Source organism: Erythrobacter sp. HI0063 (genome assembly GCF_001635685.1).
Lineage (GTDB): Bacteria > Pseudomonadota > Alphaproteobacteria > Sphingomonadales > Sphingomonadaceae > Qipengyuania.
Window position 1 is genome coordinate 12,187 of record NZ_LWFF01000086.1, and the last position, 23,601, is coordinate 35,787.

33 protein-coding genes and 1 pseudogene are annotated in these 23,601 nt (G+C 64.4%); 20 read left to right on the forward strand and 14 right to left on the reverse strand.

All coding sequences use genetic code 11. The features are described 5' to 3' along the window. Positions 1 to 3: 3 nt before the first annotated feature. Genes truB through rimP form a run of 8 tightly spaced genes read right to left on the reverse strand, consistent with a single transcriptional unit; the run spans position 4 to position 8,482 of the window. The gene (gene truB, locus A3736_RS04015; protein ID WP_067679503.1) at positions 4 to 1,110 is read right to left on the reverse strand and encodes a tRNA pseudouridine(55) synthase TruB; all 1,107 of its coding nucleotides are present in this window, start codon (positions 1,108 to 1,110) and stop codon (positions 4 to 6) included. Continuing rightward, entirely contained in the window at positions 1,107 to 1,799 is a 693-nt protein-coding gene (locus A3736_RS04020; RefSeq protein ID WP_067679505.1) for a site-2 protease family protein, read from the reverse strand. The genes truB and A3736_RS04020 overlap by 4 nt, the downstream gene beginning before the upstream one ends. A 24-nt stretch (positions 1,800 to 1,823) precedes the next feature. Beyond that, positions 1,824 to 2,399 carry a thymidine kinase gene (locus A3736_RS04025; RefSeq protein ID WP_067679507.1) on the reverse strand — a complete coding sequence of 192 codons (576 nt, stop codon included), beginning with the start codon at positions 2,397 to 2,399 and terminating at the stop codon, positions 1,824 to 1,826. Beyond that, positions 2,399 to 2,794 (reverse strand): 30S ribosome-binding factor RbfA, encoded by a 396-nt coding sequence (gene rbfA / locus A3736_RS04030; protein WP_067679510.1) that lies wholly within the window; start codon positions 2,792 to 2,794, stop codon positions 2,399 to 2,401. Before rbfA ends, A3736_RS04025 begins: the two co-directional genes overlap by 1 nt. An 18-nt stretch (positions 2,795 to 2,812) precedes the next feature. Further along, the gene (gene infB, locus A3736_RS04035; RefSeq protein WP_067679513.1) at positions 2,813 to 5,413 is read right to left on the reverse strand and encodes a translation initiation factor IF-2; all 2,601 of its coding nucleotides are present in this window, start codon (positions 5,411 to 5,413) and stop codon (positions 2,813 to 2,815) included. Then, complete coding sequence (locus A3736_RS04040) at positions 5,414 to 6,271, reverse strand: DUF448 domain-containing protein (RefSeq protein ID WP_067679517.1); 858 nt, start codon at positions 6,269 to 6,271, stop codon at positions 5,414 to 5,416. Continuing rightward, complete coding sequence (gene nusA, locus A3736_RS04045; protein WP_067679521.1) at positions 6,252 to 7,919, reverse strand: transcription termination factor NusA; 1,668 nt, start codon at positions 7,917 to 7,919, stop codon at positions 6,252 to 6,254. Before nusA ends, A3736_RS04040 begins: the two co-directional genes overlap by 20 nt. Then, the gene (rimP, locus tag A3736_RS04050; protein ID WP_067679524.1) at positions 7,919 to 8,482 is read right to left on the reverse strand and encodes a ribosome maturation protein RimP; all 564 of its coding nucleotides are present in this window, start codon (positions 8,480 to 8,482) and stop codon (positions 7,919 to 7,921) included. The genes nusA and rimP overlap by 1 nt, the downstream gene beginning before the upstream one ends. Positions 8,483 to 8,661: 179 nt before the next feature. Here rimP and A3736_RS04055 point away from each other — a divergent pair, with 179 nt between their 5' ends. Further along, complete coding sequence (locus tag A3736_RS04055; RefSeq protein WP_156501953.1) at positions 8,662 to 9,009, forward strand: hypothetical protein; 348 nt, start codon at positions 8,662 to 8,664, stop codon at positions 9,007 to 9,009. Here A3736_RS04055 and pspF read toward each other — a convergent pair whose 3' ends face one another. Beyond that, positions 9,010 to 10,023: a phage shock protein operon transcriptional activator gene (gene pspF / locus A3736_RS04060; protein WP_067679588.1), complete on the reverse strand. Its 1,014-nt coding sequence runs from the start codon at positions 10,021 to 10,023 to the stop codon at positions 9,010 to 9,012. Between pspF and A3736_RS04065 the strand changes: the two are divergent. The 10 genes and pseudogenes from A3736_RS04065 to A3736_RS04110 form a co-directional block, all read left to right on the forward strand. Then, positions 10,003 to 10,311, forward strand: a pseudogene (locus tag A3736_RS04065) (phage shock protein PspA); the annotation flags it as partial. The gene pspF and the pseudogene A3736_RS04065 sit on opposite strands and share 21 nt — an antisense overlap. Before the next feature lie 3 nt (positions 10,312 to 10,314). Beyond that, entirely contained in the window at positions 10,315 to 10,611 is a 297-nt protein-coding gene (pspB, locus tag A3736_RS04070) for an envelope stress response membrane protein PspB (RefSeq protein WP_067679529.1), read from the forward strand. Next, positions 10,608 to 10,982, forward strand: coding sequence for an envelope stress response membrane protein PspC (gene pspC, locus A3736_RS04075; RefSeq protein ID WP_067679533.1), 375 nt, complete (start codon positions 10,608 to 10,610; stop codon positions 10,980 to 10,982). The genes pspB and pspC overlap by 4 nt, the downstream gene beginning before the upstream one ends. Before the next feature lie 36 nt (positions 10,983 to 11,018). Beyond that, entirely contained in the window at positions 11,019 to 11,336 is a 318-nt protein-coding gene (locus tag A3736_RS04080) for a hypothetical protein (protein ID WP_067679536.1), read from the forward strand. Next, positions 11,333 to 11,674 (forward strand): hypothetical protein, encoded by a 342-nt coding sequence (locus tag A3736_RS04085; RefSeq protein ID WP_369815419.1) that lies wholly within the window; start codon positions 11,333 to 11,335, stop codon positions 11,672 to 11,674. Before A3736_RS04080 ends, A3736_RS04085 begins: the two co-directional genes overlap by 4 nt. Beyond that, positions 11,674 to 11,961: a hypothetical protein gene (locus A3736_RS04090; RefSeq protein WP_067679539.1), complete on the forward strand. Its 288-nt coding sequence runs from the start codon at positions 11,674 to 11,676 to the stop codon at positions 11,959 to 11,961. The genes A3736_RS04085 and A3736_RS04090 overlap by 1 nt, the downstream gene beginning before the upstream one ends. Further along, positions 11,958 to 12,266 carry a hypothetical protein gene (locus A3736_RS04095; RefSeq protein ID WP_067679542.1) on the forward strand — a complete coding sequence of 103 codons (309 nt, stop codon included), beginning with the start codon at positions 11,958 to 11,960 and terminating at the stop codon, positions 12,264 to 12,266. Before A3736_RS04090 ends, A3736_RS04095 begins: the two co-directional genes overlap by 4 nt. 38 nt (positions 12,267 to 12,304) lie before the next feature. Next, the gene (locus tag A3736_RS04100) at positions 12,305 to 12,538 is read left to right on the forward strand and encodes a hypothetical protein (protein WP_156501955.1); all 234 of its coding nucleotides are present in this window, start codon (positions 12,305 to 12,307) and stop codon (positions 12,536 to 12,538) included. Positions 12,539 to 12,561: 23 nt separating this feature from the next. Beyond that, positions 12,562 to 12,966: a SufE family protein gene (locus tag A3736_RS04105; RefSeq protein ID WP_067679593.1), complete on the forward strand. Its 405-nt coding sequence runs from the start codon at positions 12,562 to 12,564 to the stop codon at positions 12,964 to 12,966. 22 nt (positions 12,967 to 12,988) lie between these two features. Continuing rightward, positions 12,989 to 13,339 (forward strand): DUF454 family protein, encoded by a 351-nt coding sequence (locus A3736_RS04110; RefSeq protein WP_067679547.1) that lies wholly within the window; start codon positions 12,989 to 12,991, stop codon positions 13,337 to 13,339. Here A3736_RS04110 and A3736_RS04115 read toward each other — a convergent pair whose 3' ends face one another. From A3736_RS04115 to A3736_RS04125, 3 genes are all read right to left on the reverse strand, one after another. Next, positions 13,340 to 13,852 carry a sterol desaturase family protein gene (locus A3736_RS04115; RefSeq protein ID WP_067679550.1) on the reverse strand — a complete coding sequence of 171 codons (513 nt, stop codon included), beginning with the start codon at positions 13,850 to 13,852 and terminating at the stop codon, positions 13,340 to 13,342. Further along, positions 13,849 to 14,574, reverse strand: a complete 726-nt coding sequence (locus A3736_RS04120; protein ID WP_233999217.1) for a fatty acid desaturase — start codon at positions 14,572 to 14,574, stop codon at positions 13,849 to 13,851. The genes A3736_RS04115 and A3736_RS04120 overlap by 4 nt, the downstream gene beginning before the upstream one ends. Positions 14,575 to 14,674: 100 nt before the next feature. Next, the gene (locus A3736_RS04125; RefSeq protein ID WP_067679553.1) at positions 14,675 to 15,097 is read right to left on the reverse strand and encodes a thioesterase family protein; all 423 of its coding nucleotides are present in this window, start codon (positions 15,095 to 15,097) and stop codon (positions 14,675 to 14,677) included. A gap of 114 nt (positions 15,098 to 15,211) precedes the next feature. Between A3736_RS04125 and leuC the strand changes: the two genes are divergently transcribed. From leuC to fdhD, 9 genes are all read left to right on the forward strand, one after another. Continuing rightward, positions 15,212 to 16,651: a 3-isopropylmalate dehydratase large subunit gene (leuC, locus tag A3736_RS04130; protein WP_067679556.1), complete on the forward strand. Its 1,440-nt coding sequence runs from the start codon at positions 15,212 to 15,214 to the stop codon at positions 16,649 to 16,651. A 37-nt stretch (positions 16,652 to 16,688) separates the two neighbouring features. Beyond that, positions 16,689 to 16,853 (forward strand): isopropylmalate isomerase, encoded by a 165-nt coding sequence (locus tag A3736_RS04135; protein WP_067679560.1) that lies wholly within the window; start codon positions 16,689 to 16,691, stop codon positions 16,851 to 16,853. Next, complete coding sequence (gene leuD / locus A3736_RS04140; protein WP_067679563.1) at positions 16,853 to 17,455, forward strand: 3-isopropylmalate dehydratase small subunit; 603 nt, start codon at positions 16,853 to 16,855, stop codon at positions 17,453 to 17,455. Before A3736_RS04135 ends, leuD begins: the two co-directional genes overlap by 1 nt. A gap of 33 nt (positions 17,456 to 17,488) precedes the next feature. Then, positions 17,489 to 18,484: an NADPH:quinone oxidoreductase family protein gene (locus A3736_RS04145; protein WP_067679566.1), complete on the forward strand. Its 996-nt coding sequence runs from the start codon at positions 17,489 to 17,491 to the stop codon at positions 18,482 to 18,484. 81 nt (positions 18,485 to 18,565) lie between these two features. Beyond that, complete coding sequence (locus tag A3736_RS04150; protein ID WP_156501958.1) at positions 18,566 to 18,904, forward strand: DUF1476 domain-containing protein; 339 nt, start codon at positions 18,566 to 18,568, stop codon at positions 18,902 to 18,904. A gap of 4 nt (positions 18,905 to 18,908) precedes the next feature. Continuing rightward, entirely contained in the window at positions 18,909 to 19,145 is a 237-nt protein-coding gene (locus tag A3736_RS04155; protein WP_067679573.1) for a BolA family protein, read from the forward strand. Positions 19,146 to 19,179: 34 nt separating this feature from the next. After that, positions 19,180 to 19,512 carry a Grx4 family monothiol glutaredoxin gene (gene grxD / locus A3736_RS04160; protein WP_067679576.1) on the forward strand — a complete coding sequence of 111 codons (333 nt, stop codon included), beginning with the start codon at positions 19,180 to 19,182 and terminating at the stop codon, positions 19,510 to 19,512. A gap of 311 nt (positions 19,513 to 19,823) precedes the next feature. Continuing rightward, positions 19,824 to 20,603 carry an NUDIX domain-containing protein gene (locus tag A3736_RS04165; RefSeq protein ID WP_067679579.1) on the forward strand — a complete coding sequence of 260 codons (780 nt, stop codon included), beginning with the start codon at positions 19,824 to 19,826 and terminating at the stop codon, positions 20,601 to 20,603. A gap of 71 nt (positions 20,604 to 20,674) precedes the next feature. Then, entirely contained in the window at positions 20,675 to 22,033 is a 1,359-nt protein-coding gene (gene fdhD / locus A3736_RS16595; protein WP_197465480.1) for a formate dehydrogenase accessory sulfurtransferase FdhD, read from the forward strand. A gap of 4 nt (positions 22,034 to 22,037) precedes the next feature. On the opposite strand, the gene A3736_RS04175 is transcribed toward fdhD, so the two are convergent. After that, a complete protein-coding gene (locus A3736_RS04175) occupies positions 22,038 to 23,294 on the reverse strand; it encodes an adenosylmethionine--8-amino-7-oxononanoate transaminase (RefSeq protein ID WP_067679582.1) in 1,257 nt (418 codons plus the stop codon). Next, positions 23,291 to 23,601 (reverse strand): ATP-dependent dethiobiotin synthetase BioD (bioD, locus tag A3736_RS04180; RefSeq protein WP_156501956.1); only part of this gene is annotated, 311 nt, incomplete at its 5' end. The genes A3736_RS04175 and bioD, both read right to left, overlap by 4 nt.

Here is a 23,601-nt window from a genome sequence, read left to right on the forward strand (position 1 = left end):
ATTCTACTCCGCGACATCGGGAAGGTTGAAGCCCCGCACGACCCTGGCCGTGCCGCCTTCGATCTCCATCAAGGCGATCGGGACAGCGCCCAGTTTCGCAAGGTGGAGCCCATCGGGCTGGGACAATTCCGACAAGACCCGGCCCTGGCGGACCGCCTGCACGCTTGTCGGGTCGAGGGGTAGGACCGGGATGTCGTCCAGTCCGGCCTCCAGCGGCAGGAGAAGGTGTTCAAGTGGCGCGCCCTTAGCGATTTCCTCAAGAGTGTCCAGCGAAATCGCCTGCTCCTCGCGGAACGGCCCGGCCTTGATGCGCCTTAAATAGGTAACATGCCCCACAGTTCCAAGCGCGTGTGCGATGTCCCGTGCAAGCGAACGGATATACGTCCCCTTCGAGACATGCGCGACGAGTGTGACGCTGTCCGCGAGTTCCAGCGGCGCTTGCGGATCGTAAGGATCGGGGCGGCCGAGCGTGGTGGCGAAGGCACTCGTCAGCTCCTCCCCGGCACGGGAAGGGGGACCATCAGCAGGATGGTGGAGGGGTACCTTTTCCGTATTCGACCTCTCGCCAGTCGCAGTCGCGGGCGGTGCCCTTCCACCATCGTCTTCGTCGATGGTCCCCCTCCCCGTGCCGGGGAGGAAGAGATCGTGCACCGTCACGCGGCGGGTCTTCATCTCGACTTCCTCGCCTGCGCGGGCGCGGTCGTAGGCGCGTTTGCCGTCGATCATGAGCGCGGAATATTTGGGCGGGACTTGCTCGATTTCGCCGGTGAAATGGTCGAGCACCGCCGCAACCGCCGCTATCGGCGGGCGCCGGTCTGACGTGCGGACAACCTCGCCTTCCGTATCGAGCGTGTCGGTCTCTTCGCCGAACTGGATGGTGAAGGCGTAGATCTTGTCGCTTTCGAGCATGCGCCCGGCGAGCTTCGTCGCCTCGCCCAATGCGATCGGAAGCACCCCTTCGGCCAGCGGATCGAGCGTGCCGCCATGGCCGACCTTGGTCTTCGCATGGCCGCCCTGCCGCAAGACGCGCTTGACCGCGCCGACCGCCTGGGTCGAACCCATGCCGCGCGGCTTGTCGAGGATCAGCCAGCCGGATGCGGGGTGGCTCATGTCGCGATCGTCCGTGCCACCGCATCGGCGATCCCGGCGAAAACCTGTTGTGCCCACATCACGGGCGGGAGGACCACGTTCTCAACGATACCGCTATCGGGAAAGGCCCAGGTCGCCGCGATGAGCACTACGAAGAAGACCATGCCCAGCCCCTGCGCCTTCTGCCAGTGGCGGGCATAGCGCCTGGGGAGGAGGCCGCCGAGGATGTGCGAGCCGTCGAAGGGCGGGATCGGTAACAGGTTGAACAGCGCGAGAAAGACATTGATCAGAATGAAGGTGCCGCCCGCCGTCACCGCCCAGTCGGGCAGCGCCTCGCCCGCATCGAAGGCGAGACCCGCGAACACGCCCACCAGCACCGCACCGATCAAAGCCAGCAGCAGGTTCGTCCCCGGTCCCGCCGCCGCCACCGCCATCATGCCGTAGCGCGGATTGTTCAGCCGCCGCGCATTCACCGGCACCGGCTTCGCCCAGCCGAAGATCGGCCCGCCGAACAGCGCCAGCGCGCCCGGCACCAGCAGCGTGCCGATGGGATCGACATGGCGGATCGGATTGAGTGAAAGCCGCCGCTGCTCCTTGGCCGTCGGATCGCCGAGCATCAGCGCCATCCAGCCATGCGCCACCTCGTGGAAGACGATAGCGACGATCAGGCACGGCACCAGGATCGCGGCGTGAAGGAGGGTTTCGGTCATGGGGCTTAGATAGGATGCGCGCGATCAGCCCGCCAGCGCGCTGGTGAAATGCTTGCGGCAAAGCGCGACGTAGCGCTCGTTGCCGCCGATCTCGGTCTGCTCGCCCGCGCGGACGGCCTTGCCGCTTTCATCGACGCGCAGATTCATCGTCGCCTTGCGCCCGCAATGGCACACGCCCTTCAGTTCGACCAATTTGTCCGCAATGCCCAGCAATGCGGCAGAACCGGGGAAGAGCTCGCCCTGAAAATCGGTCCTCAGGCCATAGCAGATCACCGGAATGCCCGTTTCGTCCGCCAACCGCGCACATTGCCAGACCTGATCGCGCGTCAGGAATTGCGCCTCGTCGATCAACACGCAATCGAGCGGTTGCACATCGTGCGCCGCGCGGATCGCCTGCCACAAATCGGTATCGGGATCGTAGAGATGCGCATCCGCCTCCAGACCGATCCGGCTCCTGACCATGCCCTCGCCACGCGTATCGAGACGCGCGCTCCATACCATCGTGCGCATGCCGCGCTCGCGATAGTTGAAGTCGGCCTGCAACAGTGTGGAGCTCTTCCCCGCATTCATGCTGGCATAGTAGAAATAGAGCTTGGCCATCAGTCCTCGTCGAGGTCGCGGGCCACCTTCGGGTCGCTCAGCAACCGCTCGATCCGGTCCGCCTCGTCGAAGCTTTCGTCGGGCTGGAAGCTCAGGCGCGGGGCGAATTTCAATCCCAGCCGCTGCGCGACCTCTTTCTGGAAGAACGCAGTGTTGGTGCGCAGCGCTTTCAGCACTGCCGTCTCGTCCTCGCCCATCAGCGGCTTCACGTAAGCCTTGGCGTTCCTGAGGTCCGGCGTCATCCGCACCTCGGTCACGCTGATCGTATGCGCGCGCAGCACGTCGTCATGCGCCTCGCCCCGGGCGAGCAGTTCGGACAGGATATGCCGCACCCGCTCCCCCACCTTGAGGACGCGGACGGATTGCTGTTCGGACGAAGACGCGTGCTTTGCCATCGCGGGTCGGCGAGCGGACTAGAGAGTCCGCTCTTGCTCCGTCACCTCGAACACTTCGAGCTGGTCGCCTGCGCGGATGTCGTTCGTATCCGCCAGTACGACACCGCATTCGAGACCCGAGCGGACCTCATCGACGTCGTCCTTGAAGCGCCGCAGCGAGGCGATCGTCGTGGCCGAGACGATGACGTCGTCGCGCGTAAGGCGCGCATGGACGCCCTTGCGGATGATGCCTTCGACCACGAGCAGGCCTGCCGCCTTGTCCTTCTTGCCGGACTTGAAGACTTCCTTGACCTCGGCGCGGCCGATGACGTTCTCGACCTTGAGCGGCCCGAGTTCCCCGAGCATTTCCTTCGTGATCTCTTCCGTGAGGTGATAGATCACGTCGAAATACTTCATCTCGACATTGTCGCGCTTGACCAGTTCGCGCGCCTTGGGATTGGGGCGCACGTTGAAGCCGATGATCGGCGCATTGCTGGCGGCGGCCAGCTGCACATCGCTTTCGGTGATGGCACCCACTCCGGCATGCAGGACGCGCACCTTGATGTCGTCGTTCGACAGGTTGTGGAGCGCCGAGTTGATCGCTTCGACCGACCCCTGCACATCCGCCTTCACCAGCACCGGGAATTCGATCACGTTCGACTGGAGGCCAGCGAACATGGTGTCGAAATTGGTGGGGGCGAGCGCGGTTCGCTTTTCGGTCGCCTTGGTCTGGCGGAACTCCGCAACCTCGCGGGCGCGCTGTTCGTTCTCGACCACGGTGAGCGTGTCGCCTGCATTGGGCACGCCGCCAAGGCCCAGGACCTCGACCGGCATGGACGGCCCGGCTTCCTTGATCTGCGTGCCCTGATCGTTGACGATCGCACGGACACGGCCGCTCTGCGTGCCGACCACGAACGTATCGCCGCGCTTCAGAGTGCCGCGCGTGACCAGCACGGTCGCGACCGGGCCGCGGCCCTTGTCGAGCTGCGCTTCGATCACGGTCGCCTCGGCCTCGCGATCGGGTCGCGCCTTCAGTTCGAGCAGCTCTGCCTGGAGATTGATCGCCTCGAGCAATTCGTCGAGCCCGGTCTTTTCCTTGGCGGAGATTTCGACATCCTGCGTGTCGCCCGACATCTTCTCCACGATGACTTCGTGTTCGAGCAGGCGGTTGCGGATATTGTCCGGATTGGCTTCGGGCTTGTCGACCTTGTTGATCGCCACGATCATCGGGACGCCGGCGGCCTTGGTGTGATTGATCGCCTCGATCGTCTGCGGCATCACGCCGTCGTCGGCGGCGACAACCAGCACCACGATATCGGTGACATTGGCACCGCGCGCACGCATTTCGGTAAAGGCGGCGTGGCCTGGCGTGTCGAGGAAGGTGACCGCGTCGCCCTTCTTCGTCTTCACCTGATAGCTGCCGATATGCTGCGTGATGCCTCCGGCTTCACCCTTCACCACATTGGCACCGCGCAGCGCGTCGAGCAGGCTGGTCTTGCCGTGATCGACATGGCCCATGATGGTGACGACCGGCGGACGCGGACGCAGCGTCTCTTCGGGATCGTTGTCCTCTTCGTTGACGATGTCGACATCGGCTTCGGACACGCGCTGGACGTTGTGGCCGAACTGATCGACCAGCAATTCGGCGGTATCCTGGTCGATCGTCTGGTTGACGGTGACCATCATGCCGAGATTGAACAATTCCTTGACCAGGTCCGCGCCCTTTTCGGCCATGCGGTTGGCGAGTTCCTGCACGGTAATCGCCTCCGGCACCACCACGTCGCGAACCTGCTTTTCGCGCGGCTTGCTGGGGCCGCCATGCGTGCGACGCTCCTTTTCGCGAGCACGCTTGAGCGCGGCGAGCGAACGGGCCCGACGGCCCTCGTCCTCGTTCAGCGCCTTGGTGACCGACAGCTTGCCGGAACGGCGCTTGTCGGGACGCTCCGCGGTCGTCGCGGTGCGCGACTTCTTGTCGTCCTTCTTGGGCTTTTCGGGGCGCTTGGGCTCGGGCCGGGCAACCGGCGTGAAGCGACGCGGCGCGGGCGCGGCCGGAGCGTCGGCTTCACCGGTTGCGGCATTGCCCGTTGCGGCATCGGAGGACGCCTCCTGCTCGCTCGCGGAGGCTGCCTCGGCTTTCTTCTCGGCGCGGGCGGCAGCATCCTTTTCGGCCTGCTGCTCGGCTTGCTTCTGCGCTTCCTTTTCCTGCGCCTTGGTCTCGGCGCGCTTCTTCTCGTCCTCGACGGCCTGTTTCGCCTCGCGCTCCTCACGGACGCGCGCTTCCTCGGCCATGCGCAGGCGGTCTTCCTCGGCCTCGCGCTGGAGGCGGGCGACGCGTTCCTGCGGCGTCTCGTCGGACGGCGCGGGACGCTTGGGCGCGGGAGCCTTCGTAACCGGCGCGGGCGCCGGGGCCGGAGCGGGGCTCGGCGTCGGGGCCTGTGCCGGAGCGGGCGCAGGCGCCGCCTCGGGAGCCGGAGCGGGCGCAGGCGCGGCCTCGCCAGGCTTCACGAGCTTGCGGCGGCGCTTCACCTCGACCGCCACCTTGTTGGTGCGGCCATGGCTGAAGGTCTGCTTGACCTCGCCCGGCTGGCTGCCCTTGAGGGACAGCGGCTTGCGGGCAGGTTTCTTGTCGTCGTCGCTCATCTAGCTCGTTCTTTCTTCCGTATTCGTCTCGCGACCCGCCCCAATGGGAGCCGCCGCGTCGTCATTCATGTCGTTCGCGTCCCGATCCGCGTTCGGTGCGGCGCCTGGGGCCGCGCCTGAGTCCGCGTTCCGGGCGGGAGCATCGGATGCGCTCCCGGTAAAATGGACCAGTCGTTGCAGGAGTCCTGCGATCCGCGCCGCCGCCGCGGGATGCCCCACGGCCAGATGCACCACGTTCTCGCGGCCCAATGCCACAGACAGCGCCATCCGGTCCAGCGGCAAGACGAGGCCGCGATCGCCGCTGCCCTCACGCTCGCTCCCGACGCGCCAGGCCTGGTCGAGCTTCTTGCGCCCGTCCTCACTCGCATCTTCGGCGTGGAACAGCAATGCGACCGCCCCGCCGCGCGCCGCTTCGGCGATGCGCTGGGTGCCCAAGATAAGACTTCCCGCCCTCAGTTCCAGTCCCAGCCGGTCCAGCAGGATGCGGGCCAGAGCGTTTTCGATCTTTTCGGGCAGATCGGGCGGAATTTGGAGATCGCCGGACTTGAACGCCCGCGCCAGCGCCGCCTTCAGACGGCCCTTGGCGATGGCATCCTCCAGTTCCGCGCGCGTCACGCCGATCCAGGCGCCCCGCCCCGGTGCCTTGGCCTGCACATCCGGCAGGACCAGGCCCGAAGGCGATACGGCAAGCCGGATCAGCCCCTCGCGCGGCGAGGATTCGCCTGCAAGGATGCAGCGCCGGTCGCTCTGCTTGCGGTCGGCACGCGCAGCCTTCCGGCCCTCGCCCCCATCAGGGGACGAAGCCGGTTCGGCTCGGTCTGTCTGGGACGCTAGGCGCTCATTGTTCGGAGTCCGCATGCGCGGCCTCCTGTGTTTCGGCGGCAGGGGCGGCCGCAGGCTCTTCATCCTCGAACCAGTGTGCGCGGGCAGCCATGATGATCTCATTGCCCTGCTCTTCGTTCAGACCGAATTCGCCGAGCACGCCGCCCTTGTCTTCAGGACGCTGCGCGGGACGGCGCATCGGCGGGCCGCTCATATCCCCGGGCGCCGGCTGGCGGCGGCGCGGCGCTTCGCGCTTCTTGGCGATCAGTTCGTCGGTGGCGAGATCGGCCAGATCGTCGAGCGTCTTGATCCCGGCCTTACCGAGCACGACCAGCATCTGTTCGGTCAGATGCGGCAATTCCGCCAGATCGTCTTCGACGCCAAGCTCGCGGCGCGTTTCGCGATGCGCGGCTTCCTGGCGCTCGATCGCTTCCAGGGCACGGCTCTGCAGTTCCTCGGCCAGCTCCTCGTCGAAGCCTTCGATAGCGGCCAGCTCGTCCAGTTCGACGTAAGCCACTTCGTCCAGCTCGGCGAAGCCTTCGGCCACGAGCAGCTGCGACAGCGTCTCGTCCACGTCGAGCTCTTCCTCGAACATCTTGGAGCGTTCGGCGAATTCCTTCGAACGCTTCTCGCTCGCCTCTTCCTCGGTCATGATGTCGATCTGGTGACCGGTCAGCTGGCTGGCGAGGCGCACGTTCTGGCCGCGGCGGCCGATTGCGAGAGACAGCTGGTCGTCAGGCACGACGACTTCGATGCGGCCCTCTTCCTCGTCAAGCACGACGCGTGCGACGGTGGCGGGCTGGAGCGCGTTGACGATGAAGGTCGCCTGCTCTTCGCTCCAGGGGATGATGTCGATCTTTTCACCCTGCAATTCCTGGACGACCGCCTGGACGCGGCTGCCCTTCATGCCGACGCAGGCCCCGACCGGGTCGATCGAGCTGTCATGCGAGATAACGCCGATCTTGGCGCGGCTGCCCGGATCGCGGGCGGCGGCCTTGATCTCGATGATGCCGTCGTAGATTTCGGGCACTTCCTGCGCGAACAGCTTGCGCATGAAATCGGGCGCGGCGCGGCTGAGGAAGATCTGGGGCCCGCGATTGTTGCGTTCCACCTTGGTGATAAGCGCACGCACGCGCTCGCCCACACGCGCGGCTTCGCGCGGAATCTGCTGGTCGCGGCGGATGACGCCTTCGGCCCGGCCCAGATTGACGATGACGTGGCCGAATTCGACCGACTTGATCACGCCGGTGATGACTTCGCCCGCGCGGTCCTTGAATTCCTCATACTGACGCTCGCGCTCCGCATCGCGGACCTTCTGGAAGATGACCTGCTTGGCCGACTGCGCATCAATGCGGCCGAGATCGACCGGCGGCAGCGGGTCGACGATGAAATCGCCGATCTTGGCATCGTCCTGAAGCTTTTGCGCGGCCTTGAGATCGACTTCCTTGAAATAGTCTTCGACCTCCTCGACCACTTCGACGACGCGCCACAGGCGCAGGTCGCCGCTGTTCGGATCGAGCTTGGCGCGGATGTCATTCTCGGCGCCGTAGCGGGCGCGCGCGGCCTTCTGGATCGCCTCTTCCATCGCTTCGATCACGATGGATTTGTCGATCATCTTCTCGGATGCGACCGAATTGGCGATCGCGAGGAGTTCGGCCTTGTTGGCGGAAATGGCACTGGCCATCAGTCGTCTGCCTTTTCTTCAGTTTCGACGATTTCGTCGGCGCCGCTCGTATCGAGCGGCTGGGTGGCGGCGATCAGCGCGTCGGTCAAGACGAGCTGCGCCGAATGAATCTGTTCGCGCGGGACGCTGATTTCGCCCGCCTTGCGATCGACGACGGTCACCATGCCATCCTCGATACCCTTGAGATCGCCGCGCAAGGTGCGCTGGCCGTCCCAGGCCTTGTCCATGCTGATCTTGACCTCATGCCCGGCCCAGTCGGTGAAATCCTTCACGCGGGTCAGCGGGCGGTCGATTCCCGGCGAGCTGACTTCGAGGTGATAGGCCCCGTCGATCAGCACTTCGCCCTCTTCTTCGAGCGTATCGATCCGGTCGGAGATACGGCGCGACAGGGCGGCGCACTGTTCGATCACGAGCTGGCCGGTCTTCGGATCCTCGGCCATGATCTGAAGGGCCTGCCCGCCGTCTCTGGCCTCGGACGGCATCATCTTGACGCGCACAAGCTCGAAGCCGAGCGCCTGGGCTTCGGGTTCGATCACTTCGGTCAGACGCGCCAGATCGGCCATTCGTTCTCCAGATTTGACAGGCATCGCAGCGACAGAGCTTCGTGGCCGGCCCCTCGCGGCGCCAGCCCCTCCAGTGTCGCGACAATGTCGGGATGTGTGTGAGATAGAGCGAACGGCTCCGACTTGCAAGTCGGAAACGGATAGGCCACCCAATCCTCGGTTTAGCGGATGGGGTGAAAATGAAGATTTCGACAGTGTTCTTGGGGATGTCGGCTTTCGCGCTATCGGCGTGTGGGGCAGACGAGAGCGGCAATGGTTTGGTAATCGGAAGCGAAAATCAGACCCGAACCGTGTTCGTGACGCTTGACGGTGCAAAAGATGACATTTTCCCGATGCTGACCGCTTTGGGTGAAGAAGATCTGGTCATCGAGACAACGCATTCGCAATTTCGTGCAGATCAGAATATTCAGGCCGTCGAAATCCGCTTCAACGATCGCATTTCTCAGGAACGCCTCGATAAGCTCAAGCGAGAAGCGACCGCCAAGGGACTGGATTATAAAACGCGCATCGTAACCGAATTCAGCTGATCAACCATCTTCGCCCAGCCCGTGCTTCTTTATGCAGTGACGCAGCTGGTCGTAGCTGAGGCCCAGCGCCTTGGCGGTCTGGCGCTGGTTCCAGCGGTGCTTGCCGAGCGCATGTTCGACGATCGCCCTCTCGTGTTCGTCCACCGCGGCGCGCAGATCGGCGATCGAATCGTAGTCGAGCGCTTCTGGAGCCGCCGCGGTCGCCCCAGTCGCCAATGCCGCTCGCTTGTCCGACGGCAGGGGTAAGGGCGCAGGCTTCCACGGGCTGTCGAACGGATCGAAGATGACGTGGCCGATGGGCGTTTCCCAATCGTCCCAGCGATAGACTGCGCGTTCGACCACATTGCGCAATTCGCGGACATTGCCCGGCCAGGCGTACTGCTCCATCTGTTCGCGGACATGGTCGGCAAAGCCGGGCCAGCCGTCCCAGCCGATTTCCGCCGCCATGCGCCGTCCGAAATATTCGGTCAGGACTGCCACATCACCCTCGCGCACCCGCAGGGGAGGCAGCGTGATCACTTCGAAGCTCAGGCGATCGAGCAGGTCGGCGCGGAAATCGCCGCGTTCGGCCTTGGTCGGCAAATCTTCATTGGTGGCGGCGACGATGCGGACGTCGACCCGTACAGGGCGGCTCGCGCCGATGCGCGTTACCTCGCCATATTCGACCGCGCGCAACAATCGCTCCTGCGCGCCCATCGACAGCGTGCCCAGCTCGTCGAGAAACAGCGTGCCCTTGTCCGCTTCCTCGAACCGGCCAACCCGCTGCTTGGTCGCACCCGTGAACGCGCCCGCCTCGTGGCCGAACAATTCGGCCTCGATCAGCGTTTCGGGCAGAGCGGCGCAGTTCATCGTCACCAGCGGCTCGTCCCAGCGGGTGGACAGGCGGTGGAGGCGTTCGGCGATCAATTCCTTGCCGGTCCCACGCTCCCCGATGATCAGGACAGGCCGTCGCATCGGCGCGGCGCGGCTGGTCCGCTCCACCGCATCGAGAAACGCGAAGCCCGCAGCCGCCAGACCGCGATCGCCGCTCGCCTCGAAAGCGCGGAGAACCGCGTCAAGCTGCGCACGCTGATGAGCACCGAGCGGACCGACGAGGCGCTGGCGCGCTTCGACCAGCTCGAACGCCGCGTCGATTACGCTGAAGGCCGCGCCGATGCGCTGTCGATCGCCGACGATGGCGACCGCAACTCGCTGGCCGACGAGATCGCCGCGCTGGAAGGCTCGGACGCGATCGACGACGAACTGGCACAGATGAAAAAGGCGCTCGGCAAGCCCGAAGACGCCGGAAATAAGGAGGGTTGATCCATGGAAGAAGTCTTTTTCGTTGTCGCTCTGCTGATCGCCCTGCCGTGGATCGTCCTTCACTACGTCACCAAGTGGAAGACCTCCGCCAGCATCACGACCGATGACGAGGCCCTGCTCGAAGAGCTCTACAATCTCGCCAAGCGACTGGACGACCGGATGGACACGGTCGAACGCCTGGTCGCCACCGACAATCCCGATTTCAAGCCCGCCCGCCTCGTCCATGACAGCGAGGTCGACAACCAGCAGCTGCGCGAACTCGAGCAGATGATGGCCGAGAAGAAAGGATCGATGAAATGAACAGCCCCCGCACCACTCTCTATCGCGACAAGCAGAATGCGAAGCTGATGGGCGTGTGCTCGGGCCTCGCGGATTATACCGGGGTCAATGTGTTCTGGCTGCGCATGGCAGTCGTCATCATGGTCCTCATCACCGGCTTCGCCCTGCCCGCATACTTCATCGCCGGCCTGCTGCTCGATAAGAAGCCGCCCTATCTCTACGCCGATCAGGACGAGAACCGCTATTGGCAGCGCGTGCGGCAGAGCCCGAAGCGCACGGCCCGCGAAATCCGCGCCAAGATGAAGGACGTGGATCGCCGTCTGGCCGAAGTCGAAACATTCTATGTCAGCTCGAACCCGCGGCTCACCGCAGAGATCGAGCGCCTGCGCTGAGGGGCGCAGGATAAGGGGAACAGGAGGAATTACGAAATGGATCTGGGAATTTTGATACCGCTTGCAGGTATCGTCATGGGGTGCGGCATTCCGATGGTCGCCATCTGGTCGAAGCAGAAGATCAAGGTCGCGGAAATGCAGGTTTCCGCCACTGCGCAGCACACCGCCGAACGCGCCGCCCAATATGCCAGCCAGGTCCAGAAGCTCGAAGACCGGGTCCGCGTCCTCGAACGCATCGTGACCGACAAGGGCTATGACGTCGCCACCCAGATCGAGGCGCTGCGCGACACCCGCACGGTCGAAATCGAGGATAGCGGCACGCCGCTGCGCTTCGAAAAGCGGGAGATGGCATGATGCAGTTCACCGACCTCCTCCCCTATCTCGGCTGGATCATCGGGGGTGCCTTCACGCTCGGCGCGGCCGGGATCGTCGCCTCGGTCCATACGACCCGGCTCAAGATCAAGAACGGCTATCCGCTCGAAGGCATGTGGGGCCAGTCCTTGAAGCCGGGCAACACCAGTCAGGCGCAGGAGCGCGTGGCGCTACTGACGCAGGAAAACGCCCAGCTGCGCGCCGAGATGGGCGCGATGAAGGACCGGCTCGCCAATGTCGAACGCATCGTCACCGACAGCGGCTACCAGCTCAGCCACGAATTCGAGCGGCTGAAGGATAGCGGCAAGGAGGCGAACTGATGGGCTGGGAAATCATCCCCATCATGATCGGCTCGGTCGCGCTGGTCGCCATCGTCCTGGGCATCGCGCAGGACACCTTCCAGGCCTGGCTCAAGCACAAGGAAAAGCAGATGGAGCTGATGGCCAACAAGACCGCCGAACAGGCCGCGCAATACGCCGCCAAGGCGCAGAAGCTGGAAGCCCGCGTGCGCGTTCTCGAACGCATCGCCACCGATCGCGGCTCCGATCTCGCCATGCAGATCGAGGATCTGCGCGACGGCGGTGAGCTGAAGGAGAGCGTGCAATGACCGGTTGGGCTCTGGTTGCGCTGGTCGGCATCGTCATCTGGGGGATCGTCCAGATCTACACGCGGCGCCACGATCATACGCTGGGCGTGACGCGCGACGAGGACGGCAATCCCGTCTTCGCACCTTCACGCGATGACGGCGAGTCGCGCGAAATGCGCCGCGAGGTCGAAAATCTGCGTGAACGCATCCGCGTGCTCGAACGCATCGCCACCGACAACAATTCCCTCGACGCGCGCGAGACGCGGCGGCTTTCCGCCGAGATCGACGCGCTGCGTACCGAGGACGAGAAACACGACAAGGACTGAAGGGCCTGGGGCCCGTTTGAGGAAAGGACATGAGGGAAATGTTCGAACCCACCATCATCATCGCGGCCGCCGCCCTGATCGGGCTGGCAATCACGGCCACGGCCCTGCTGGTCGGCTGGCGCGGCTGGCTGGCGCTGAAAGAGCGCGAGCTGGCCGGCATGAACCACGCGCCCGAAACCGGCAGCACCATCGGCGCGGCCCGGATCGAGATATCCGACCTGAAAGAACGCATCCGCAAACTGGAAGCGATCGCAAGCGGGGTGGATTTGTGAAGCGAAGCGCCTAGATGGCGGGCATGCGCTCACTCGACGACATCGCCGAAGAATATGAATTCCTCGAAGGCGACGAACGCTATCGCCTGCTGATCGAGCTGGGGCGCGATCTGGAACCCATGCCCGATGCGCTCAAGACCGACGCCACTCTGGTGCGCGGCTGTTCGGCGGCGGTGTGGGTCTATCCCACCGGCGATGCAGGCCAGTTGCACTTCCTCGCGGACAGCAATGCCGCGATCACCAAGGGCATCGTCGCGCTGGTGGTCGCCGCCGTGCAGGACAAGCCCGCCGGCGAGGTCGCGAAAATGGATGTGGCGGACGCGCTCGCCCCGTTCGATCTCAAGAACCAGCTGTCGAGCAACCGCACGCAAGGGGTGCCGAACATGATCGCGCTGGTGCAGGAACACGCCGCGCGGCTGTCCGCCTGAACGGCGCGGCGCGGCGCTCCCCATCATGCGCCGCCTCTATCTCGCACTCGGTTTGCTGAGCCTGGGGCTCGGCGCGATCGGCGCGTTTCTGCCTCTCCTGCCCACCGTTCCGTTTCTGCTGCTGGCCGCCTTCTTCTTCGCGCGGGGCAATCCCGCATGGGAGAAGCGCCTGCTCGACCATCCGCGCTGGGGACCGCCGATCCGCGAATGGCGGGCGCGGCGCGCCATCGGGCGGCGGGCGAAAATCCTCGCTCTGGTCTCGCTGGCGGCGGGCGCGGTGCTGACCTACTGGACGCTCGGCACGCCCTATTACTGGATTTCGCTGGCGGTTCTGGCGATCACGGGAAGCTGGATCGCCACGCGTCCCGAATAGCTAGCCTGCGCGATCCAGCCCCGCGCTTTCGCGCACCACCGCCTTGCCCTCCTGGCGCTGGCGCTTCAGCTCGGCCTTCAGCTTCGCCGGATCGCTCGCGAACACGAAGCCGAAGCTGACGCCGCCTTCCTTGCCCACGGTCGCGTGGTGCAGCTTGTGCGCCTGCACCAGCCGCTTGGCATAGCCGCGCTTGGGCACCCAGCGGAACAGGCGCTGGTGAACCAGCCCGTCATGGATGATCGTGTAGATCAGGCCATAGCAGGTGATCCCGAAGGCGATCCACCACAGCAGGTCCGAATAGACATAGCCGATGGCGAACATCGCGAACACGATCGTGCCGAAAGTGACGGCGTAGAGATCGTTCTTCTCCAGCGTGTTATCATGCGGTTCGTGATGGTCGCGATGCCATGCCCAGCCCCATCCATGCATCACGTATTTATGCGCCCACCAGGCGAATATCTCCATGCCGACGATCGACAGGAACACAGTCAGGAGGATGGCGGGAAGGCTCACGGGCGGGTCTCTTGGACGGTCATGGAACGCCGCGCGGCGGGCAGGCCCCACCAGGGGACGTGCGGAGCGCGGTGATGTTCGTGATGATAGCCGAAATGGAAACACGACACCAGCGATGCGAACGTCCCCAGATCGTCGCTCCGCGCATTGTGGCGGTCGGCGAAACCGTCCTCTGCATGGCGATGCGGGCGAAAGGTGCCGAAATAGAACAGCTGGAGCGAGGACCCGATCGCGGGCAGCCCGTACAGCAGGACGATATTCGCGATCGGAACGCCGAACACCAGCCAGTAGACGGTGACGACCGTGCCGACGAAGGCCATCGACTGCCAGCCGAAATAGCGACGCAGGAACACGCCGTACCAAGGCCAGAACCGCGTGGGATGATCCACGCTGAAATCGGGATCGCTGGCCGTGCCGGGCGCCTTGTGATGGGCGAGATGGGCGCTCCGCATCCGCTTCCACCCGAACCCCGCATAGACGAACAGCAGGAAGCCCCCGATCATATCGTTGATCCGTCCGCCGCCCGGCACCAGCGATCCGTGCATCGCATCGTGGCTGGCAATGAACATGCCGACCGACAGCCAGCACAGCAGCGCCGCCATCACGAAGGCGAGCGGCAGGCTGGCCCAGGTCAGGTCGAAACCGAACATGGCGTAAAGATGGAGGCCCAGCCATGCGGCAAAGATGGCCGCCGTCAGCGCAAGGCCGGTCGCGGCCTGCAATCGCGGCCCCGGGGGCGCGACGGCTCTTTCGGTTCGGCTGGGCATGACAGGAATATAGGAGCGCCGCCGCATCGGCGCAAAGGTTTCCCGGCGGTTGGCCTCAGGCCTCGGTGGTCTTGGCCTTTGCGGGCAGCCCGAAAAAGGTTTCGGCCACGGCCTTGCTGATGCGCGCCGGCCGATGCGTTTCGCTGTCGAGGCAGCACCACATGCTCTGCACTTCGGCCAGGACTTCCTCGCCCCGGCGAATCACCGTGTTGTAGAACGAGCGCGCGCCGGCGATCTTTTCCAGCACGGTTTCCGCGATCACCGCATCGTGCAGGAACGCCGGGCGGCGATAGGTGATCTCGTGCTTCAGGGCGACCCACGCCTTGCTCGCCACCTCTTCCGCAGGGGCGAGTTTCTGCCAATGGGCGAGCACCGTGTCCTGCACCCAGCCGAGATAGCGGGCGTTGTTCACATGGCCCATGAAGTCGATGTCTTCGGGGTGGACGGTAATCGGATGGCTGAAGGGCTTTGCTGACATAAGTGTCAGTTAGCGCATTAAACCTTACCTTTCCATGACATTCGTAATCCCATCGCGCATTAAGGCGTTGCCGTCTTGCGCGGGCGCGGGCCGTGCCGCACACAAAGCATCATTATGGCCAGCCGCCCCCGCACCCTCTACGAAAAGATCTGGGACGCCCATGTCGTGGCGCGTCCCGACCGCACCGATTCCGACGATACCTGCCTTCTCTATATAGACCGACATCTGGTCCACGAGGTCACGAGCCCGCAGGCCTTCGAGGCGCTGAGACTGGCCGGGCGCACGGTTCGCAGGCCCGATCTGACGCTGGCCGTGCCCGATCACAATCTGCCGACCACTGCGCGGCTCGCGCCCGATGGGGCCCGCCTCCCCATCGACGATCCGCAAAGCGCCGCGCAGCTCGCCGCGCTTGAGCGCAATGCGCCCTCCTTCGGCATCCGCTATATTGACGCGGTCGCGCCCGAACAGGGGATCGTCCATGTCGTCGGCCCGGAACAGGGTTTCTCGCTTCCCGGCGCGACGATCGTGTGCGGCGATTCGCACACCGCCGCGCATGGCGGTGTCGGCGCGCTGGCTTTCGGGATCGGTACCAGCGAGGTGGAGCATGTGCTGGCGACCCAGACGCTGCAATTGCGTCGTTCCAAGACGATGGAAATCCGGGTCGAGGGCGAACTCGGCCCCGGCGTCACGCCCAAGGACCTGATCCTTCATATCATCGGCGTGATCGGCACGGGTGGCGGGACAGGCCATGTGATCGAATATCGTGGGACTGTTTTCGAAAATATGAGCGTCGAAGGACGGCTGACAGTCTGCAACATGTCGATCGAAGGCGGCGCGCGCGCCGGACTGATCGCGCCCGACGATACCGTTTTTTCCTATCTCAAAGGCCGCCCCTACGCGCCGCAGGGCGAGGCGTGGGATCGTGCGGTCGAATGGTGGCGCTCGCTCCGCACGGATGAAGGCGCCGTCTTCGACAAATCGGTCGTGATCGACGCCGCCGATGTTGAACCGACCGTAAGCTGGGGCACCAGCCCGGAAGACGTGATCGCGGTCGGCGCAAAAATCCCTTCGCCCGACAGCTTTGCTGACCCCTCGAAGCAGGCCGCCGCGCGCAAGAGCCTCGATTACATGGGGCTCGAACCCGGCGTCGCGATAGCCGATGTCGGGATCGAGAACGTCTTCATCGGCAGCTGCACCAACAGCCGGATCGAAGATCTGCGCGCTGCGGCCGAAGTGCTGCGCGGGCGGAAAAAGGCGGCGAGCGTGCGCTGGGCGATCGTGGTGCCGGGATCGGGCCTCGTCAAACGGCAGGCGGAGGAAGAAGGGCTCGACCGCGTTTTCACCGATGCCGGATTCGAATGGCGCGAGCCGGGCTGTTCCGCCTGCCTCGCCATGAACCCCGACAAGGTGCCGCCGGGTGAACGCTGCGCCAGCACCTCGAACCGCAATTTCGTCGGCCGTCAGGGCCCCGGCGCGCGCACCCATCTGATGAGCCCCGCCATGGCCGCCGCTGCTGCCGTCACCGGGCGCATCGCCGATGTCCGCCAGCTTTGATCTTGCCAGCCTTCGCCACCTTCCGCATGAGACTTCCATGAGCAAGCTTCCCAAATCCACCGCCGCGATCGCAGGTGCGATCGGCTCCGCCGCCATTGCCGCCGCGCTGCTGTATGCCGGCAAGCGCAAGCAGAAGTCGGATCGCAACAAAGCCAGACAGCCGGGTCCGATCCCCTCCGGGGAACAGCCCGAAACCGACTGATGCGCGCCGTTTCCACCATCCACGGTCGCGCCATTCCGCTGGGACTCAAGAACGTCGATACCGACGTGATCATCCCCGCGCACTGGCTCAAGACGGTCAGCCGCGAAGGCCTGGGGAAAGGCGCGTTCGAAACGATCCGCCAGGCTCCGGGAAATCCCTTCGACGTTGAGGATTTCGCCCGTGCGCCGATCCTGATCGCGGGCGACAATTTCGGCTGCGGGTCGAGCCGCGAACACGCCGCCTGGGCCATGCTCGACATGGGATTGACCGCCGTGATCGCGCCCAGCTTTTCCGATATCTTTTCCGGCAACGCCTTCAAGAACGGCATATTGGCGGTCGAACTGCCGCAGGATCAGGTCGATCGGCTGCTGGAAGTCGCGCGCACCGATCCGATCACAATCGATCTGGACAACCAGATCGTCACGACCCCGTTTCAGGATCGTTTCGCCTTCGATGTAGACCCGTTTCGCAAGCGTTGCCTGCTGGAGGGTCTCGACGAGATCGGCCTGACGCTCGCAAGCGGCGATGCCATCACGCATCACGAGGCCGGCCGGGCGCAGGACCTTCCCTGGCTGGATTGCCCGCTGGCCGTCAGCCGCTAAACCCAATTCAACGAAAATCAGGAGAGAGCCGCCATGAAAGCAGTCTTGTCGAAAGAAGTCGGCGGGCCCGAAACGCTCGTCGTCGAGGAACTCGAAAGCCCCACGCCGGGCAAGGGCGAGGTTCTGATCGATGTCGCCGCCTGCGCGATCAATTTCCCCGACAGCCTGATCATCAAGGACATGTACCAGATGAAGCCGCCCCGTCCTTTCTCGCCCGGTGGCGAGATCTCGGGGACGATCGCCGCGCTGGGCGAGGGCGTCAGCGGCTGGCAGGTCGGTGACCGGGTGATCGCCGGGACCGGCGCGGGCGGCCTTCGCGAACAGGTGGTCCTTTCTGCCGCGCGCCTGTTCAAAGTCCCCGAGGGTATCGACCTCGTGCAGGCCAGCGCGCTGCTGATGACTTACGGCACCACCATCCACGGCCTCAAGGATCGCGGCGACATCAAGGCGGGCGATACCGTGCTGGTGCTCGGCGCGGCGGGCGGCGTCGGCCTCTCGGCGGTGGAACTCGCCAAGGCCTATGGCGCACGCGTGGTCGCCGCCGTCTCGACGGAAGAAAAGGGCGAAGTCGCGAAAAAGGCGGGTGCCGACGAGGTCGTGATCTACGACCGCGCCCCGTTCGACAAGGACCAGTCGAAAGCGCTCGCCCAGCAATTCAAGGACGCCGTGGGGCCCGAAGGTGCCGACATTGTCTACGACATCGTCGGCGGGGACTATTCCGAACCGGCCCTGCGCTCGATCGCGTGGGAGGGCCGGTTCCTGGTGATCGGTTTCCCGGCGGGCATCGCCAAGATGCCGCTCAACCTCACCCTGCTGAAAAGCTGCGATATTCGCGGCGTGTTCTGGGGCGCCTTCACCGCACGCGAGCCGGAGAGGAACGCCGCCAATATTGCCGAACTGTTCCAGCTTTGGCAGGACGGCAAGATCGCCCCGCTGATCAGCGAGACCTACCCACTCGACAATGCGCACGAAGCCATCGCCAAGCTCGAAAGCCGCAGCGCGATCGGCAAGCTCGTCGTCACGATGTAAAAATCCGGTGCAGCGACCGGCTTGCCCGCGTCTCGCCGCGCGCCTATCTGCGCGGCGACCTGATTTTTCGAGAGGATGACGATTATGGACTTCAAGGATCGCGAGCGGGGCGAAGAAGCCAAATTCGCTTTTGACGAGGAAAACGCCTTCAAGATCGCCGCGCGCCGCAACCGACTGCTCGGCGAATGGGCGGCGGGCCTGATGAATCTGAGCGACGAGGAAACCGACGCTTACAAGAAGGCGGTCGTCCAGGCCGACTTCGAGGAAGCGGGCGATGAAGACGTGATCCGCAAGCTGCTCGGCGATCTGACTGCAGCCGATTGCGACGTGACCGAAGCCGACATTCGCAGCAAGCTCAATGAATGCAGCGTAGAAGCCCGGCGCCAGTTCATGGGTGAAGCATCCGGCGGGGGGGCCTGATCCCATGCCGATGGCAGCGGACGAGATCGACCGGCTGATCCGCGAAGGGCTTCCCGAAGCCGAAGTGACGATCCGCGATCTGGCAGGCGACGGGGATCATTACGCCGCCCATGTCGTCAGCCCCGCCTTTGCGGGCAAGAGCAGGGTGCAGCAGCATAAAATGGTCTACGAGGCCCTGGGCACGCGCATGGGCGGGGAACTGCACGCCTTGCAACTGACCACCCAAGCCCCCACGTCCTGACCACCCGTTTTCAGTAATCGAAGGATCGGTCTTTATGTCCGACGTAAAAAGCCGCATTTCCGACATCGTCGGCGCCAACGACGTCGTCCTTTTCATGAAGGGCACACCGCTTTTCCCGCAATGCGGCTTTTCCAGCCGCGCGGTCGCCATTCTTGATCATTGCGGCGTCGGCTATGAAAGCGTGGACGTTCTGCAGGACATGGAAATCCGCCAGGGGATCAAGGCCTTTTCCGACTGGCCGACCATTCCGCAGCTTTATGTGAAGGGCGAATTCGTCGGCGGCAGCGACATCATGATGGAAATGTTCGAAGCCGGCGAAATGCAGGCGCTGATGGATGAAAAGCAGGTCGCCAAGGCGGAAGGCTGATCCCGACCGGACGGGCTTAACGCCCCGCCCCGCGCAAAACTAAAAGTAAGCCCCCGCGACGACCAAATCGCGGGGGCTTCTTTTTTGCGGAAGAGGCAAGCCAAAAACCAGGAACGGCCCGCCTCCGATCGAAGACTTCTGGAGACGGAGAATACTAAGCACTTTGCGTGCCAAATCGCTCGATCTGCACGAAACCTAATCCTCTATGGTTAACGAAACCCTGCGATATTTCCCCGGTGTAAATTTTTCCGACAACATCGATGTGCGGCCCTGCTTGGCAAGACTGCCCCCGGCATGCACTACTCGCCTTTATGCCCCCTCCATCTGATCCGATTCCCGCCGCCACCCTGGTCGTCTTTCGCGAAGGACGATCTGCGCCCGAGCCCGAGATCCTGATGGTCGTTCGCTCAAAGCAATTGCGGTTCGCCGGCGGAATGGCCGTCTTCCCCGGGGGCCGCGTCGATCCCGAAGACCGCGATCTGGCAGCGCGACACGCACCGGGCGAGACCGAAAACGTGCAAGACGATCTAGCGCACCGGATTGCCGCGATCCGCGAGACGCTGGAGGAGACCGGGCTGGCACTGGGATTGTCCGGCGCGATCGACGCGGAAAGCGCTGCTGCGGCGCGAAAACTGGCGCTTCAAGAGGGCGCGCTCGCCCCGGTGCTGGACCGGTTCGGCTGGAAGATCGATGCGCAAGCATTGGTACCCTTCGCGCGCTGGCTGCCGCTCGGCCTGGCGCATGACCGTATTTTCGACACGCGCTTCTATCTCGCCGATCTCGGCACCGGAGCCGTCGATGTGGCCGTCGACGAGACCGAGAACACGCGCCTGTTCTGGACCAGCGCCAAGGGCGCGCTTGCCATGGCGGACGAAGGGGAGATTTCGGTAATCTTTCCGACGCGGCGCAATCTCGAACGCCTGGCCCAGTTCGCCAGCTACGAAAAAGCCCGCGCTCATGCGCTGGCTACTCCCGTACGCACGATTATCCCGCAAATCGACGAAAGCGGCCCACAGCCGATGCTCCGTATTCCAGAGGATGCAGGCTATCCTGTTATCGAAGAAGCGTTCGGCAGCGCGCAAAGGGGATGAGCGAAGTCGGAGAACGGGCCGATAGCGGCTTGCGCAAGCGTTCCACCCACAACAGGAGCACGGACAGGTTTATGCCGCACCTACTTGGCGCCGTGCTCGCCGGGGGACGCAGTCGGCGGTTCGGATCGGACAAGAGCGATGCGCTGCTGAACGGCAAGAGCCTGCTCGCCCATGCCATCGAGTCTCTGGACGAGCGCGTCGCGCAGGTCGTGGTATGCGAGCGTGATTCCTCGCGGCGCCTCGCGGAAACGCAAATCCTTGCCGACCGTCCGGAAGCGGGCCTCGGCCCGTTGGGCGGATTGTGTGCCGCGCTTCATTTCGCGCACGAAAAAGGTTTCGACGCCGTGCTGACCGTTCCGGTCGATGCGCATCCCATTGCCGACGATTTGCTCGCCACGCTGGAAGCACCCGGACCTGCCGTTATCGCCGACCACTGGCTGTTCGGCATCTGGCCGAGCGCTTTGGCGCAGAAACTTGAGAACCATCTGCACAGCGGCAATCGGTCCGTTCGGTCCTGGGTGGAGGCGTGCGGCGCGGATCGCGTCGAGTATCGCGGTCGCCCGCCGATCAATGTCAATGGGCCCCAGGCTCTGGCTGCGCTGGAGACAGGGATGGCGCTCGGCGCGGGGGCGGAGACCCATCCGGTGCGGGAGCTCGACTTCGAAACTCTCGACACTTCGGATGCGACACGCGTGGTTCCGGTCGAAATCCCGATCGCCATCGAGTTCAACGGCATCGGATATGCCGTGATGATGGCCACGCCGACCGATCTGGAAGATTTCGTGACCGGCTTCGCCCTTGCAGAAGGGTTGGCTCGCCCGGAAGAGATCGACGGGGTCGATTTATTTGAGACCGGGGGTGGCTGGGTCGCGCGCGCCAATCTGCCTGCGCGCAGTCATCAGCGTCTGCTGGAACGTGCTCGCAGCCGGGTTTCGGAAAGCAGCTGCGGCATATGCGGCATCGATTCCGTGGCGGCGGCGCTCGCCCCGATCGATCCCGTGGACGCGATTCCCACGGTCGGTCCCGCCGCGATCAAGCGCGCGCTCGATACCATGCGGTCGTATCAAAAGCTGGGCCTGGCCACCGGAGCCGCGCATGCCGCAGCCTTCTGCAATTCGGAAGGCGATATCGTTCTGGTCCGCGAGGATGTCGGAAGGCATAACGCGCTGGACAAGTTGATCGGGGCGCTCGGCCGCGCCGGGGTCGATCATCGGGAGGGGTTCGTACTTCTTACGGCCAGATGTAGCCAGGAGCTGGTCGAGAAGACGGTGCGAGCCGGGATTCCCATGCTGGCGACGATCAGCGCCCCGTCCAGCCTTGCCATCGCCCGAGCGCGCGAAGGCCGCCTGACCTTACTGGCGCTGGCGCGAAGCGATACCGCGCTCGTGGTCAACGATCCTCACCAGCTCTTCGCGAAGAACCGGCCTTAGCCGACTAACGGATGGCCAGCGCGTCGAGCACCTCCGCAATCGCGCCATAGACCCGAGCGAGTTGCTCGGCCGTGATGCAATAGGGCGGCATCACGTAGACGGTGTTACCCAGCGGGCGCAGCAGAACGCCGCGTTCGCGAAACATCGCCAGCATGCGCGGGGCGAGGTCCGAGAGGTAGCCGTCCGCTTCGCCCACATCTAATGCCGTGATCGTGCCCACCTGCCTGGCGCCGCGAACCAGAGCGTGGTTTTTCAATTGCTCCAGATGCTCTTCCTGTCGCCGGGCGAGCGTGGCGATCCGCTCGATCACCGGCTCCTCGCGCCAGATTGCGAGATTGGCGTTCGCCGCGGCGCAAGCGATCGGGTTCGCGGTATAGCTGGACGAATGGAAGAACATCCGCGCGCGATCGGGACTCAGATGCGCTTCGAAGACCGGCTCGCTCGCCATCGTCACTGCCAGCGGAACGGCGCCGCCTGTCAGCCCTTTCGACAGGCAGAGGATGTCGGGCTCGATCCCCGCCTGTTCGCAGGCCAGCAGCGTGCCCGTGCGGCCCCAGCCGGTCATCACCTCGTCCGCGATGAACAAGGTGCCGTATTTCGCACAGATGCTCCGCATTTCCGACAGGACACGCGCCGAATACATCAGCATGCCGCCTGCCCCCAGAACCAGCGGTTCGACGATGAAAGCGGCGGCTCCCTCCCTGCACGCGGCGTCCAGCGCGTCGTATGTCGCCTGCTCCAAGCCCGACGCTGGAAAGGGTATCGAGGTGACGTCGAACAGCAAGGGTTCGTAAGCGCGGTTGAAGGCCCCGCGTGCGCCGACCGACATCGTGCCGATGGTATCGCCGTGATAGCCGTTATCCATCACCACGATCCGGTGCCGATCCTCTCCCCGATTGAGCCAATAGCCGAGCGCCATCTTGAGCGCGACTTCCACGCTGGTGGAACCGGAATCGGAGAAGAATACCCGCGTGAGAGTGTCGGGCATCAACGCCCGCAAGCCGCGCGCCAGATCTTCTGCGGGCCGATGCGTCCAGCCAGCGAAGATGATCTGGTCGAGCCGCGCCGCCTCCTCGGCGATGGCCGCCGCGATTTTCGGGTGTGCGTGGCCATGCGTCGTGACCCACCAAGACGAGATCGCATCGATCATCTCGCCGCCGTCCTTGCGGTACAATACCGCGCCATCGGCACGCGACACTTCCGGGATCGGTTCGTTCAATCCGTGCTGCGTAAAGGGGTGCCAAATGGGGGGCTTGCTCACTGGAAATCCTCCAGCGCGAAATTGTCGGAAAAGGCGAGCGCTAGCGAGTCCGCGTCGAGGGACTCGAGCATGGGCAGTCGTCCGAGCCGCCTGACGCCGCCGATGGCGCAGATCGTAGTCTCGCTATCCTCCTCCGCCGCGCCGACGAAGGCCATGCCGTGGATCGATATTCCGCGACTGCGTAGCGCTTCGATGGTGAGAAGCGAGTGGTTGATCGTGCCGAGCCCGGTGCGCGCGACGATCACCACTGGCGCGCGCCACGCCGCGAACAGATCGGCATAGAGCAGTGTCCGCGTGACCGGGACCA

Bases quoted from the DNA above. Each gene is read 5' to 3' on its own strand.
- A3736_RS04055 (WP_156501953.1), top strand. From the start codon at position 8,662: ATGAAGATTTCGACAGTGTTCTTGGGGATGTCGGCTTTCGCGCTATCG.
- grxD (WP_067679576.1), top strand. From the start codon at position 19,180: ATGTCCGACGTAAAAAGCCGCATTTCCGACATCGTCGGCGCCAACGAC.
- leuD (WP_067679563.1), top strand. From the start codon at position 16,853: ATGCGCGCCGTTTCCACCATCCACGGTCGCGCCATTCCGCTGGGACTC.
- A3736_RS04100 (WP_156501955.1), top strand. From the start codon at position 12,305: ATGTTCGAACCCACCATCATCATCGCGGCCGCCGCCCTGATCGGGCTG.
- infB (WP_067679513.1), bottom strand. From the start codon at position 5,413: ATGAGCGACGACGACAAGAAACCTGCCCGCAAGCCGCTGTCCCTCAAG.
- A3736_RS04155 (WP_067679573.1), top strand. From the start codon at position 18,909: ATGCCGATGGCAGCGGACGAGATCGACCGGCTGATCCGCGAAGGGCTT.
- pspC (WP_067679533.1), top strand. From the start codon at position 10,608: ATGAACAGCCCCCGCACCACTCTCTATCGCGACAAGCAGAATGCGAAG.
- A3736_RS04040 (WP_067679517.1), bottom strand. From the start codon at position 6,271: ATGCGGACTCCGAACAATGAGCGCCTAGCGTCCCAGACAGACCGAGCC.
- A3736_RS04020 (WP_067679505.1), bottom strand. From the start codon at position 1,799: ATGACCGAAACCCTCCTTCACGCCGCGATCCTGGTGCCGTGCCTGATC.
- A3736_RS04105 (WP_067679593.1), top strand. From the start codon at position 12,562: ATGCGCTCACTCGACGACATCGCCGAAGAATATGAATTCCTCGAAGGC.
- A3736_RS04165 (WP_067679579.1), top strand. From the start codon at position 19,824: ATGCCCCCTCCATCTGATCCGATTCCCGCCGCCACCCTGGTCGTCTTT.
- A3736_RS04125 (WP_067679553.1), bottom strand. From the start codon at position 15,097: ATGTCAGCAAAGCCCTTCAGCCATCCGATTACCGTCCACCCCGAAGAC.
- truB (WP_067679503.1), bottom strand. From the start codon at position 1,110: ATGAGCCACCCCGCATCCGGCTGGCTGATCCTCGACAAGCCGCGCGGC.
- leuC (WP_067679556.1), top strand. From the start codon at position 15,212: ATGGCCAGCCGCCCCCGCACCCTCTACGAAAAGATCTGGGACGCCCAT.
- rimP (WP_067679524.1), bottom strand. From the start codon at position 8,482: ATGGCCGATCTGGCGCGTCTGACCGAAGTGATCGAACCCGAAGCCCAG.
- nusA (WP_067679521.1), bottom strand. From the start codon at position 7,919: ATGGCCAGTGCCATTTCCGCCAACAAGGCCGAACTCCTCGCGATCGCC.
- pspB (WP_067679529.1), top strand. From the start codon at position 10,315: ATGGAAGAAGTCTTTTTCGTTGTCGCTCTGCTGATCGCCCTGCCGTGG.
- A3736_RS04135 (WP_067679560.1), top strand. From the start codon at position 16,689: ATGAGCAAGCTTCCCAAATCCACCGCCGCGATCGCAGGTGCGATCGGC.
- fdhD (WP_197465480.1), top strand. From the start codon at position 20,675: ATGCCGCACCTACTTGGCGCCGTGCTCGCCGGGGGACGCAGTCGGCGG.
- A3736_RS04080 (WP_067679536.1), top strand. From the start codon at position 11,019: ATGGATCTGGGAATTTTGATACCGCTTGCAGGTATCGTCATGGGGTGC.
- A3736_RS04025 (WP_067679507.1), bottom strand. From the start codon at position 2,399: ATGGCCAAGCTCTATTTCTACTATGCCAGCATGAATGCGGGGAAGAGC.
- A3736_RS04090 (WP_067679539.1), top strand. From the start codon at position 11,674: ATGGGCTGGGAAATCATCCCCATCATGATCGGCTCGGTCGCGCTGGTC.
- A3736_RS04085 (WP_369815419.1), top strand. From the start codon at position 11,333: ATGATGCAGTTCACCGACCTCCTCCCCTATCTCGGCTGGATCATCGGG.
- rbfA (WP_067679510.1), bottom strand. From the start codon at position 2,794: ATGGCAAAGCACGCGTCTTCGTCCGAACAGCAATCCGTCCGCGTCCTC.
- A3736_RS04095 (WP_067679542.1), top strand. From the start codon at position 11,958: ATGACCGGTTGGGCTCTGGTTGCGCTGGTCGGCATCGTCATCTGGGGG.
- A3736_RS04145 (WP_067679566.1), top strand. From the start codon at position 17,489: ATGAAAGCAGTCTTGTCGAAAGAAGTCGGCGGGCCCGAAACGCTCGTC.